General features: G+C 69.5%; 11 protein-coding genes. 8 read left to right on the top strand and 3 right to left on the bottom strand.

What is annotated here, in order from left to right; all coding sequences use genetic code 11:
* Positions 1–14: 14 nt before the first annotated feature.
* Positions 15–1,119 (bottom strand): peptide chain release factor 2 gene (gene prfB / locus BLQ61_RS09515; RefSeq protein WP_096348913.1). Its coding sequence is split into 2 segments (ribosomal slippage): positions 15–1,037 and positions 1,039–1,119, totalling 1,104 coding nucleotides; the frame shifts between segments, so codons are not numbered across the junction.
* Between the two features lie 170 nt (positions 1,120–1,289).
* Positions 1,290–2,216: an alpha/beta fold hydrolase gene (locus BLQ61_RS09510; RefSeq protein ID WP_091569239.1), complete on the bottom strand. Its 927-nt coding sequence runs from the start codon at positions 2,214–2,216 to the stop codon at positions 1,290–1,292.
* A 207-nt stretch (positions 2,217–2,423) separates the two neighbouring features.
* Between BLQ61_RS09510 and BLQ61_RS09505 the strand changes: the two genes are divergently transcribed.
* The 8 genes from BLQ61_RS09505 (at position 2,424) to plsY (ending at position 11,450) form a co-directional block, all read left to right on the top strand.
* Positions 2,424–3,749 carry an ABC transporter substrate-binding protein gene (locus tag BLQ61_RS09505; RefSeq protein WP_091569236.1) on the top strand — a complete coding sequence of 442 codons (1,326 nt, stop codon included), beginning with the start codon at positions 2,424–2,426 and terminating at the stop codon, positions 3,747–3,749.
* A gap of 87 nt (positions 3,750–3,836) precedes the next feature.
* On the top strand, positions 3,837–5,585 hold the full coding sequence (locus BLQ61_RS09500) for an ABC transporter permease (RefSeq protein WP_245703954.1): 1,749 nt from the start codon (positions 3,837–3,839) through the stop codon (positions 5,583–5,585).
* A 13-nt stretch (positions 5,586–5,598) separates the two neighbouring features.
* Entirely contained in the window at positions 5,599–6,684 is a 1,086-nt protein-coding gene (locus BLQ61_RS09495; RefSeq protein WP_175488270.1) for an ABC transporter ATP-binding protein, read from the top strand.
* 184 nt (positions 6,685–6,868) lie between these two features.
* Complete coding sequence (locus tag BLQ61_RS09490; RefSeq protein ID WP_091569231.1) at positions 6,869–7,750, top strand: LysR family transcriptional regulator; 882 nt, start codon at positions 6,869–6,871, stop codon at positions 7,748–7,750.
* A 60-nt stretch (positions 7,751–7,810) separates the two neighbouring features.
* Positions 7,811–8,872 (top strand): aldo/keto reductase, encoded by a 1,062-nt coding sequence (locus tag BLQ61_RS09485; protein ID WP_091569837.1) that lies wholly within the window; start codon positions 7,811–7,813, stop codon positions 8,870–8,872.
* A 70-nt stretch (positions 8,873–8,942) separates the two neighbouring features.
* Positions 8,943–9,461 (top strand): Cys-tRNA(Pro) deacylase, encoded by a 519-nt coding sequence (gene ybaK, locus BLQ61_RS09480; RefSeq protein WP_091569228.1) that lies wholly within the window; start codon positions 8,943–8,945, stop codon positions 9,459–9,461.
* Positions 9,462–9,488: 27 nt separating this feature from the next.
* Positions 9,489–10,709, top strand: coding sequence for a GGDEF domain-containing protein (locus BLQ61_RS09475; RefSeq protein WP_091569226.1), 1,221 nt, complete (start codon positions 9,489–9,491; stop codon positions 10,707–10,709).
* Between the two features lie 96 nt (positions 10,710–10,805).
* Positions 10,806–11,450, top strand: a complete 645-nt coding sequence (gene plsY, locus BLQ61_RS09470) for a glycerol-3-phosphate 1-O-acyltransferase PlsY (RefSeq protein WP_091569223.1) — start codon at positions 10,806–10,808, stop codon at positions 11,448–11,450.
* Between the two features lie 14 nt (positions 11,451–11,464).
* On the opposite strand, the gene BLQ61_RS09465 is transcribed toward plsY, so the two are convergent.
* On the bottom strand, positions 11,465–12,454 hold the full coding sequence (locus tag BLQ61_RS09465) for an HD-GYP domain-containing protein (protein ID WP_091569221.1): 990 nt from the start codon (positions 12,452–12,454) through the stop codon (positions 11,465–11,467).
* Positions 12,455–12,466: the final 12 nt, after the last annotated feature.

The raw sequence follows: 12,466 nt of genomic DNA, 5'->3' as shown, positions 1-12,466 counted from the left end.
GCGGCATGACGGGGTTACAGGCCCTGCTTGAGGGAGGCTTCGATGAACGGGTCGAGGTCGCCGTCCAGCACCTTCTGCGTGGCGGAGATCTCGACGTTGGTGCGCAGGTCCTTGATGCGGCTGTTGTCCAGCACATAGCTGCGGATCTGGTGGCCCCAGCCGACGTCGGTCTTGGTGTCTTCGAGCTTTTGCTGCTCTTCCATGCGCTTTTGCATCTCCAGCTCATACATCTTGGAGCGCAGGCGCTGCCAGGCGACGTCGCGGTTGCTGTGCTGGCTGCGGCCATCCTGGCAGGTCACGACGATGCCGGTGGGGATGTGCGTCAGGCGCACCGCCGAGTCGGTCTTGTTGATGTGCTGGCCGCCGGCGCCGGAAGCGCGGTAGGTGTCGGTGCGCACGTCGGCCGGGTTGATGTCGATCTGGATCGAGTCGTCGATCTCCGGATACACAAACAGCGAGGCGAACGAGGTGTGGCGCCCGCCGGACGAGTCGAACGGCGACTTGCGCACCAGGCGGTGCACGCCGGTCTCGGTGCGCAGCAGGCCGTAGGCGTACTCGCCCTCGATGTGAATGGTCGCGCCCTTGATGCCGGCGATGTCGCCGGGGGTCTCGTCGTCCACCGTGGCCTTGAAGCCCTTGCGTTCGGCGTAGCGCAGGTACTGGCGCAGCAGCATGCCGGCCCAGTCACACGCCTCGGTGCCGCCAGCGCCGGCCTGGATGTCGATGTAGCAATTCAGCGGGTCGGCCTCGCGGCTGAACATGCGGCGGAACTCGAGTTCCTCGATCAGCGGCTGCAGCTTGGCGGTCTCGGCCTCGATGGTGGCCAGGCCCGCCTCGTCATCTTCCTCGCGGCTCATCTCGAACAGCTCGCTGTTGTCGGCCAGCTCGCCGGTGAGCTTTTGCAGCGTCAGCACGACGGCGTCGAGCGACTTCTTTTCCTTGCCCAGATCCTGGGCCTTCTTCGGGTCGTTCCAGACGTTCGGGTCTTCGAGCGAGGCGTTTACCGTACGCAGGCGTTCGTATTTGGCATCGTAGTCAAAGATACCTCCGTAACTCGCGCGTGCGCTCGGCGAGGTCTTCGAGGGTGGCTTCGATTTGGTTGATGCGTTCGGCTTCCATGGTGCGTGTCCTGTTTATGAAGGGAATGAGAAACAACCGGGGATTTTCTCATGGCGTGCCGGCGCGGCCGGATGCGCAGGCAGGTACTGACGGGGCTGCCCGGGTCTTGCAGGTGTCATATCAAAAAGCATAGCTGCAGGCCCAGGAAATATAAGGGCTAGGGCCGCTTTTCATGCCAAAACGAAGTCCTCGATCAGTCGTGCTACCGCCTGCGGCTGGTCGTGGTGCAGCATGTGGCCGGCGTCCTGCACTTCGGCGCTGCGTGCATCGGGCACATGCCGCAGACGCTCGTGGTATTCGGCCAGGCTGTAGCGGCCCTGCCACCAGCCGCTGGCGCTGTCGCCCGCGGCGTGCACCGACAGTAACGGCGCGGTGATGGCGGCATGCAGCGCCAGTGCCTCGTCCACGCGGTACAGCTGCGGATTGACGATCTTGTGCGCTGCGTCGCCCTGGATGGCCCAGCGGCCGTCCGGCTGCTGCGCGGCCCACTGGCGCGCCAGCCAGGCAGCCTTGTCGGCGGAAATGCGCGGGTTGGTCTTGCGCAGGCGAGCAGCCACGTCGTCGGCACTGGCGTATGTTTTCAGGTCCATCTCGCCGCGCTCGTACTGGCGCAGCTGCTCCATCCACTGCGCGTAGCGCGCGGGCGCCTGCGCCGGCTGCGTGGCCGGCAGGCCGAAGCCCTCCAGGTTCACCAGGCGGCGTATGCGCGCAGGCCGCGCGCCGGCATAGGCCATCGCTACGTTGCCACCCATGCTGTGGCCCACCAGGTCCACCGGCCGGTCGCCGGCGTAGTGATCCAGCAGCTGATCCAGGTCGGCCAGATAGTCGGCGAAGACGTAATGGTCGCAGCGCGTGGGCGGCCGCGTTCCGCCGAAGCCGCGCCAGTCCGGCGCGATGATGGTGCGCGCCGCGGCGAACGGCGCATCGAACGCATCGACCACGAACTGCCACGACGCGCCCACGTCCATCCAGCCATGCAGCAGCACCAGCGGCGGCGCCTTGCCGTCCGGACGCTCGGCGGGCCACACGCGCGTCTGGTAGCGCAGGGTGCGGATGGGAACGGATTCGACGCGCGGTGCGCGGTGAGGCTGGTACATGGCGGCGTGAACAGAGGTGGGCACTGTGGCGAAGGTCCGACCTTAACCAAGGCCTGCAGCAGCTGCCAACCCGGAACGTGCAGGACCGCCAGGGTTAACCCGACGGACCGCGGGGCTGATGGCCCCCATCAGAAACCATGATTGGCCGCCCGTGGCACCACGCCCTACAGTGGCCCGCACCACAACAAGCGATACAGGAGACACCCTATGCGACGCAGCCTTCTCGCGGCCGCCCTCGGCGCCGCTGCCCTGCTGGGGCACATCGCCGCCCAGGCCGGCACGGTCACCGTGCTGACCTCGTTTCCGAAGGAGCTGACCTCGGCCTACCAGAAGGCCTTCGAGGCGGCCAACCCGGGTGTCAAGGTCGAGATCCTGAACAAGAACACCACCGCTGCCGTGGCCTATGTGCGCGAGCTGCCGGAAGGGCAGCGCCCCGACGTGATGTGGGCCAGCGCGCCCGATGCCTTCGAGGTCCTCTCGCGCAACAAGCTGCTGCAGCCCGCGCCCGAGACGCTGAACCCGGCCGCGCCCAAGAAGATCGGCAACTATCCGCTGAACGACCCCGACGGCCTGTACTACGGCCAGGCGCTGGCCGGTTACGGGATGATGTGGAACACCCGCTACCTGAAGGCGCACAAGCTGCCCGCGCCGAAGGAGTGGAGCGACCTGACCAAACCCGAATACTTCGGCCATGTGGCGATCTCGTCACCATCGCGCTCGGGTACCACGCAGCTCACCGTGGAGACCATCCTGCAGGGCGAGGGCTGGGACAAGGGCTGGTCGCAGATCCTGGCCATGATGGGCAATGCCGCCGCCGTCACCGACCGCAGCTTCGCCGTGCCCGACGGCGTGAACAACGGCCAGTACGGCGTGGGCATCGTGATCGACTTCTTCGGCCTGGCGGGCAAGTACTCGGGCTATCCCGTCGACTTCGTCTACCCGACCATGACCGCCGTGGTGCCGGCCAACATCGCTCTGATCGCCGGCGCCAAGAACGCCGACGAGGCCAAGAAGTTCATGGCCTTCACCATGTCGGCGCAGGGCCAGCAGCTGCTGTTCGATCCGAAGATCAGCCGCCTGCCCATCCTGCCCTACAGCCAGCTGAAGGCCCCGGCCGGCTATCCGGTGCCACAGGAGGTGGCCGCGCGCGCCAAGGTGCAGTTCGACGCCAAGCTGTCCGAGGCGCGCTACCAGGTGGTCATCAGCCTGTTCGACCAGATGGTCACCTTCCGCCTGAAGGAGCTGCAGGCCGCAACCAAGGCCATCCACGAAGCCGACCGCGCGCTCAAGGCCAAGCCCAACGCCAAGGGCGCCGAGCTGCTGGCCCAGGCGCGCAGCCTGGCCTACACGCCGCTGGTGGGCGAGGCGAACGTCCGGGACGAGGAGTTCCTGGAGCTGTTCCGCAAGAACCGCCGCGACGTGGCGGTCTCCAAGCAGCTCACCGGCCTGGAGCAGCTGTGGGCCGACAAGGCACGCGCCAACTACGAGCGCGCCACCAAGCTGGCCGGCGAGGCACGCGCGCTGGCCAAGTGATGCCAGGCGGCGCTGACTGACCCGGTTCCTGCCCGCCGCCGCCGCGCCATGCGCGCGCTGGCGGGCCCTTCTCGGAGGTTTTTCCTCATGTCCAGCATTACCACGCAATCCGGCGCGGCCGGGCTGCCGGCGGCGCCTGCGCGCGCTGCCTGGCGCAGCGCGACCGGCCTGGGGCCCTGGCTGGCCTTCGGGCTCATCCTGGCTTTCCTGCTGTGCTTCCTGGTCGTGCCGGTCGGCATGGTCATCTACACCGCCTTCATCAACGAGACGGGCGCTTTCACCCTGGGGCACTTCGGCAACTTCTTCGGCCAGGGGGTGTTCCGCGAGTCGTTCCTGAACAGCCTCTCGGTGTCGCTGGCCAGCGTGTTCTTCGCCAGCCTGATCGCGGTGCCGCTGGCCTACCTGACGGTGCGCTTCGAGTTTCGCGGCGCCCTGCTGATCCAGACGCTGGGCGTGCTGCCGCTGATCATGCCGCCGTTCGTCGGCGCGGTGGCTTTGCAGCTGATCTTCGGGCGCAGCGGCTCGGTCAACCTGCTGCTGGACGAGTGGCTCGGCTTCACCGTCCCGATCATGGACGGGCTGGTGGGCGTGACCTTCGTCGAGAGCATCCACTACTTTCCGTTCATCCTGCTGAACCTGGTGGCGGCCATGCGCAACATCGACGGCGCGATGGAGGAATCTGCCCTGAACCTGGGCGCGCGCGGCTGGCGGCTGTTTCGGCGGGTGATCTTCCCGCTGGCCATGCCGGGCTACCTGGCCGGCGCGGCCCTGGTATTCGTCAAGGTGTTCGACGACCTGGGCACGCCGCTGGTCATGGGCGTGACCAACATGCTGGCACCGCAGGCCTACCTGCGCATCACCTCGGTGGGCATCGACGACCCGCTGGGCTACGTTATCAGCGTGATCATGATCGGTTTTTCCATCCTGGCGCTGTGGCTGGCCGCCCGCGTGATGAAGGGCAAGGACTACGCCACCCTGCAAAAGGGCGGCGCCGCACTGCAAAAGCGCCGCCTGGGCGCCTGGGAGTCGGTGCTTGCCTATGGCTGGATCCTGTTCGTGCTGGCCATCACGCTGGCGCCGCATCTGGGCATCCTGTTGATGTCGTTCTCCAAGGTCTGGAGCTTTTCCGTACTGCCCGACGCCTACACGCTGGAGCACTACGCCACCGTGTTCGAGGACGCGGGCGGCATGATCGGCAACACGCTGCTGTACTGCGTGCTGTCGGCGGGGCTGGACGTGGTGATCGGCACCGCCATCGCCTACCTGATCCTGCGCACCCGACTGCCGGCGCGCCAGTGGCTGGACTACCTGGCCTCCGCGGCGCTGGCCATTCCCGGTCTGGTGCTGGCGATCGGCTACCTGCGCCTGTTCAAGGGCGTGACCTTGCCGTTCACCGACACGCCGGTGGTCACCACCTGGGTGCTGATCATGCTGGCCTATGCCGTGCGCCGGCTGCCATACGCGCTGCGCTCGTGCATGGCGGCGCTGCAGCAAGTGCACATCTCGCTGGAGGAGGCCGCGCAGAGCCTGGGCGCCTCGCGCCTGTCCACCATCCGGCGCGTGATGGTGCCGCTGATGGCCGGCGGCATCCTGGCGGGCTTCGTCACCAGTTTCATCACCGCGGCCGTCGAGCTGTCGGCCACGCTGCTGCTGGCGTCTTCCGAAAGCCAGGCGCCGATGAGCTACGGCATCTACCTGTACATGCAGAGCATCTCCGGGCGCGGCCCCGGCGCCGCCCTGGGCGTGCTGGCCGTCGTGGTCGTCGGCCTGGGCACGTACTTCTCGCACCGTTTCGTGGAGCGCCAGCGCGCCACCGCACCCCAAGCGCAAGGATGAACCCGCCATGCACCTGAACAAAGTCGCCCTCGAATGCCGCCACATCAGCCTCAGCTACGGCGCCACGCCGGTGCTGCGGGATGTGAACCTGAAGATCGAGCCGGGCGAGTTCTTCGCGCTGCTCGGGCCTTCGGGGTCGGGCAAATCCACCCTGCTGCGCCTGATCGCCGGCTTCAACCGGCACCAGGCCGGGGAGCTGCTGGTGGACAGCCAGGACATCAGCACCGTGCCGCCGCACGCGCGCAACATCGGCATGGTGTTCCAGAACTACGCGCTGTGGCCGCACATGACGGTGTGGGACAACGTGGCCTTCGGCCTGGTGGAGCGGCGCGAGAGCCGCGACGCCATCCGCCGCAAGGTCGGCGAGGCGCTGGAGCTGGTGGGCCTGTCGCAGTACGCCCAGCGCCGCCCGGCGCAGCTGTCGGGTGGCCAGCAGCAGCGCGTGGCCCTGGCGCGCACCGTGGTCATCGAGCCCAAGCTGCTGCTGCTGGACGAGCCCCTGTCCAACCTGGACAAGCAGCTGCGCGTGCAGATGCGCGAGGAGCTGAAGAACCTGCAGCGCAAGCTGGGCCTGACCACCATCTTCGTCACGCACGACCAGGAAGAAGCCATGACCACCGCCGACCGCATGGCGGTGCTGGACGGCGGAGTGCTGCAGCAGGTCGGTTCGGCCGCAGGGCTGTACGACTACCCGCAGAACCGCTTCGTCGCCGGCTTCGTCGGCACCGCCAACGTGCTGGAGGGCCGGGTCACGTCGGTCGGTGGCGAGACGCTGTCGTTCCAGGTCGAGGGCCTGGGCACGCTGACACTGCCGCGCCCGGCGGACGCACCCGCACCGGGGCCGGGCGCCATCGCCTTTCGTCCGCACCAGGTCAGCATCGGCGTGCGCGACGAGCAGGGCGACGCCTCGCGCGTGTGGCTGGACGGCAGCGTGGAGAGCGCCGAGTTCCTGGGCGAGTTTTCGCGCTACCGCGTGCGCGTGGGCGAGGTGGCGCTGGTGGCCGACCAGCCGCACTACGCCGGCATCGCCATGTTCGAGCCCGGCGCGCGCGTGCGGTTAGGGATAGAGCCCGGCCAGCTGCGCTACCTGGACGCCTGAGAACGTGTGAAAGAACCCGCCATGCCCGCTCATCCCGCCACAACACACCCGCTCGTTGTCGCCAATGCTCGCCATGGCCCGCGCCATGGCTGCGCTTTGCGCCTGGATCGGCTGCGTTTTCGCGGCCTGCTCGGCCACGCCGGATGCATTCACACGTTCTGAGCCGCGCGGCGACACTTCCCGGATGGAGATCTACCAGCTGCGCGCCTTCGTCACCGCCGCCAAGCTCGGCAACCTGACGCGCACGGCCGAGGCGCTGCACGTCACCCAGCCGGCCATCACCGCGCAGATCAAGGCGCTGGAAGAAGAGCTGGGCGTGGCGCTGTTCGACCGCAGGCCCGGGCGCATCCAGCTCACGCGCGCCGGCGAGGTGCTGCTGCCCGATGCCGAGCAGGTCCTGACCGCGGCCGGCCACCTGTCGGGCCGGGCGCGCGACCTGCAGGGCGAGGTGACGGGCGCGCTGCTGCTGGGCACCGTGGCCGAGCCGGATTCGCTGCGCCTGGGCTCGTTCCTGGGCGCTTTGGTGGAGGCGCTGCCGCTGCTGGAAATTCGCACGCGCGGCGGGCTGGCCGAGGAGCTGCGCGACCAGGTCGCCGCCGGTCTGATGCAAGGTGCGTTCTACATCGGCCCGCACATCCCGCGCGAGGTGGCGGGCCTCGCGCTGCAGACGCTGCACTTTCGTGTCGCCGGGCCGCCGGCGCTGCGCGAGGCGATATTGCGCGCCGGCTGGCGCGAACTGGCAGCGCTGCCCTGGATCGGCGCGCCGGCGCAGCACCACACGCAGACGCTGCTGCGCGAGGCCTTCGCGCGCCAGGGCCTGGTGCCGCGCCAGGTGGTCGAGTGCGACGAGGCGGCGGCGCCGCTGTCGCTGGTGCGCAGCGGCGTGGGTCTGGCGCTGCTGCGCGAGGACGCGGCTCTGCCGGCCAGCGAGCGCGGCGAGGTGGTGATCTGGCCGCACGCGCGGGTGGGCGCGCGGCTGGCCTTCATCCACCCGCGCGCGGCCGAGCACGACCCGCCCATCGTCGCGGCGCTGTCGGTGCTGCGCGGCATCTGGGGCCTGGGCTGAAGAGTCCTGTGCCGCGCCGTACACTGCGGCGCTTCCCGGTTTTTTCTGGCCCCTACCATGATGCACCCCCTTTCCCTGGGCGGCAGCGACCTGCATGTCACCCCGATCTGCCTGGGCACCATGACCTTCGGCGAGCAGGTCGCCGAAGCCGACGCCCACGCCATCCTGGACGCCGCCGTCGAGCGCGGCGTGAACTTCATCGACACCGCTGAGATGTACGCCGTGCCGGCGCGCGAGGCGACCTTCGGCGCCACCGAGGCCATCATCGGCCGCTGGCTGGCCGCGCGCCCTGGCATGCGCCAGCGCATCGTGCTGGCCAGCAAGGTCGCCGGCCCCGCGCGCAACATGCCGTGGATCCGCGCCGGCAGCGGCATGACGGCGCAGGACATCGTCGCCTCGTGCGAGGCCAGCCTGCGCCGGCTGCAGACCGACGTGATCGACCTCTACCAGATCCACTGGCCCGAGCGGCACGCGCCGGCGTTCGGCCAGCTGTACTACGACCCGGCCAAGGAAACCAGCCAGACGTCCATCCACGCGCAGCTGCAGGCGCTGGACAGCCTGGTGCGCGCCGGCAAGGTGCGCCACATCGGCCTGTCCAACGAGACACCGTGGGGCGTGCTCGAGTTCGTGCGCCTGGCGCAGCAGCACGGCCTGCCGCGCGTGGTCTCGGTGCAGAACCCGTATTGCCTGGTCAACCGCAGCTGGGACAACGCCATGGACGAGAGTTGTCACCGCCTGGGCGTGTCGCTGCTGGCGTATTCGCCGCTGGGCTTCGGATTGCTGACCGGGAAGTACGACCAGCACGCGCCGCATGAAGCGGGTGCGCCGCAGGACGGGCGCATCGCCCGGTACGAATCCGTGCGCGCACAGCGCTGGGGCCGGCCCGAGGCGCTGGCCGCGGCGCGCCGCTACAACCAGCTGGCGCGCGACCACGGCCTGACGCCCGTGCAGCTGGCGCTGGCGTTCTGCTACCGCAGCTGGCGCGTGGCCAGCACCATCCTCGGCGTGACCTCGCTGGCGCAGCTGCACGACGACCTGGACGCCTGGAGCGTGCAGCTGGCGCCCGAGCTGCTGGCCGAGATCGACGCCATCCGCTGGCAGATGCGCGACCCGGCGCAGTGAGTTTGATATGAAAAGTGCCGCAAGCCGTTATTCCAAAAGGGCTTGCAGCTATTGTTTTTAAAGTTGTTCGATGGCCAAGAAGGATAAAAGCGCGCACGTCTCCGAGACCCCCGCCACCCAGTGGCTGCGCGCCCATGGCGTGGCGTTCACCGAGCACCCGTATGACTACGTGGAGCACGGCGGCTCGGCCGAGTCCGCGCGCCAGCTGGGGCTGGACGAGCACGCCGTGGTCAAGACCCTGGTCATGCAGGACCAGGACGCGCGCCCGCTGATCGTGCTGATGCACGGCGACTGCACCGTGTCCACCAAGAACCTGGCGCGCCAGATCGGCGCCAAGAGCGTGCAGCCGTGCGCCCCGCAGGTGGCAGAGCGGCACAGCGGCTACCAGGTCGGCGGCACCTCCCCGTTCGGCACGCGCAAGGCCATGCCGGTGTACGTCGAAGCGACCATCCTGCAGCTGCCGCGCATCGCCATCAACGGCGGGCGGCGCGGCTTCCTGGTGCAGCTCGACCCGCAGGCCTGCATCCCGCTGCTGGGCGCCACGCCGGTGCAGTGCGCGCTGGGCGACGACACCGGCACGCGCGCCTGACCGCACCGGGCACCGGAGGCAGCCAGGATGGCCAACCTCATCGTCGGCCTGCTGTGCCTGTACCTGCTGTGCTTCGGCGTCATGTTCTGGCTGATCAGCTGGCGCCTGGAGGGCAACCGGCTGGGCATGGACGTGTTCGCGCTGGGCAACGCCATGCTCGGCCTGGCCTACGTGCTGCAGCTGCTGGAAGGCTTGCCCGGCTGGAGCGCCGCAAGCGTGCTCAACCACACCCTGACGCTGTGCACGCCGGTGGTCTATGCCGTGGGCGGGCTGCGGTTCTTCGGCCGGCCTACGCCGCTGCTGCGGCCGGTGCTGGCACTGGCGCTGGCCTACAGCGTGGCGCAGCTGCTGGTGCACGCCCTGCTGGGGCCGGCCGCGCGCCACGCCATGCTGGCGCTGCTCTCGGCGCTGCTGATGGCGGCCATGGTCGCCGGCGTGCTGTATGCCATGCGCGGCGTGGCACGCGACCTGCGGCTGGAGATGGCGCTGTTCGCCGTGCTCATCGCCGGCCTGGGCGTGCTGAACGCGGCGAAGTTCCAGCGCCTGCTGCAGCTGGGGCTGGCGGCGCTGGAGCCGGGGCAACGCTTCCAGACGGTGTTCTACCTCTACATGTCGTTCCTGGCGACGGTGCTGGCGCCGACCATGGTCTGGCTGGTGCTGCACCGCCTGACCGATGCGCTGCGGGCCGCCGCGGCGCACGACCCGCTCACGCAGCTGCTGAACCGGCGCGGCCTGTTGGCGGCGCTGGAGCAGCACTTCGGCCAGCGCACAGCCGCGCCGGCGTGCGTGCTGTTGCTGGACATCGACCATTTCAAGCGCGTCAACGACACCCACGGCCACCGCGTGGGCGACGAGGTGCTGTGCCAGGTGGCACGCACCCTGCGCAGCACGGTGCGCGGCGGCGATCTGGTCAGCCGCACGGGCGGGGAGGAGTTCGTCATCGTCGGCCTGCACGGCGAGGCGGGCGCGCTGGCGCTGGCCGAACGGCTGCGCCTGGCGATCGAGCGGCAAGAGGTGCCCATTGCCGGCGCCGGCGCGCCGCTGCGCTGCACGGTGACCATCGGGCTGTCGCAGCCGTTCCAGCATCTCGCAGGCTTCGATGCCGCCCTGCAGATCGCCGACGCCGCGCTGTACCGCGGCAAGGCCGACGGGCGCAACCGGGTCGTGGCCGGATCGCCGGCGCCTGCGGATGCAGAGGCCACGGAGGCGCGGGTCGCCGACATCGATCCAGCCCTGCGCACCGCCTGAACGAGCCATGGGCGAATGGCAAAATGCGCCGCCACCCGCGTCGCACAGGCTGCGCGCTGTTTCCCTCACCTGAATCGCCTTTGAAAGGGCGTCTTCGTGACCCTTGCCTATCCTGTCCTGGCCACCCTTGCCGCTTATCTGCTCGGCTCGCTGTCGTTCGCCGTCATCGTCAGTCGCGCCATGGGCCTGTCCGACCCGCGCACCTACGGCAGCAAGAACCCCGGCGCGACCAACGTGCTGCGCTCGGGCTCCAAGGCGGCGGCCGTGGTCACGCTGGCGTTCGATGCGCTGAAAGGCTGGCTGCCGGTGGTGCTGGTGCGCTGGTACGGCGCGCCGTACGGGTTGGAGGAGGGCACCATGGCCGCCGTGGGCCTGGCGGCCTTCCTCGGGCACCTGTGGCCGGTGTTCTTCCGCTTCCAGGGCGGCAAGGGCGTGGCCACGGCGGCCGGCGTGCTGCTGGGCATCAGCGGCTGGCTGGGCCTGGCGACGCTGGCCACCTGGGTCATCATCGCCTTCTTCTTCCGCTACTCGTCGCTGGCATCGCTGGTGGCGGCGGTGTTCGCGCCGTTTTTCTATGTGCTGGGCAGTGGCGTGGCTTGGTACACCGATGCGCGCGTGGGGCTGGCGATCGCCGTCATGTCGGCCCTGCTGGCCTGGCGCCACAAGGACAACATCCGCCGGCTGCTGGCCGGCACCGAATCGCGCCTGGGCGCGAAAAAGGGCGCCAACCCCAAGGCCTGAGCACGGCCCTGGAATCAGCCGCGCAGGCTGATGGTGCGGTGCGCGGCGAACAGGCCCAGCCGCACCATGGCGCGGTGGTTCAACTGCAGCGCCAGCGCCGAGCGCGGCACCGCCGAGACGATGCGCGGCGCGCCGGCTCCAGTCGGGTGCAGACGTGGGCGCACCAGCGCCCGGCCGCGCGCATCCACCACGCTGGCCACCAGCGGCGCCGGTCCCTGCAGACCGCGGCGCAGCACGGCGGCGGTTTCGCCATTTTCCAACCGCACGAAGGTGCCCGGCGGGCACAGGCCAACGCTGCGCGACAGCGCCAGCCCGACGGCGTCCTGGGGCTGTTCGCCGCGCGCCAACACGGCGCGCATGGACTCGGTGGCGCTGCGGCCCTGGCGCGTCTTGCGCGGGCTGATCATGGCCGCATAGCGGTCGATGGTGCCCAGAATGCGCGCCAGCCGCTGGGCCGGCGCCAGCGCGGCCAGGGGCGTGTCGACCCGCGGCACCTGGTGATGGCGCTGTACTGTCTCGAGCCACAGCGGGTCGTCCACACCGCACTGCTGCAGCAGCTGCACGCCGCGCTGCGGATGGCCGTCCACGCCCTGCTGCTGCTCGGGCGAGAGGGGCCCCGCCTGCAGCGCCAGCGCGTCCTGCAGTGCCGTCATGCCGATGTTCATGGTGAAGGCGGCGTGTACCAGCGCGGCGCGCTCGTCCGCCGCCAGTGCCAGCTGCGGCGCCAGCACTTGGCACAGCGCCGCGCAGACCAGCGCGTGCGCCGCGCTGTAGCCCACCGTCGAGGCCCCCGCCAGCTGGAACATCAGGTACAGCGCCGCGTCCACGTCGTGCGCGATCAGCTCGTCCAGCCACAGCGCGCACTGCTGCATCTTGGCCGTGAAGCCGGGCACCTGCGCCGGACGCGCCAGCAGCATGCCGGCGAAAGCCTCCAGGTCGGCCCACTGGCCCAGCAGGTCCTCGTACTCGGTGTCCGGCGGGGCGGGGCGGAGCAGGGCGGACATGGCAGCCCGGCG

Source organism: Oryzisolibacter propanilivorax (assembly GCF_900103645.1).
Classification (GTDB): domain Bacteria; phylum Pseudomonadota; class Gammaproteobacteria; order Burkholderiales; family Burkholderiaceae_C; genus Melaminivora; species Melaminivora propanilivorax.
Note: the sequence above shows the minus strand (reverse complement) of the source record. Positions and strands in the feature narration are given on the sequence as shown.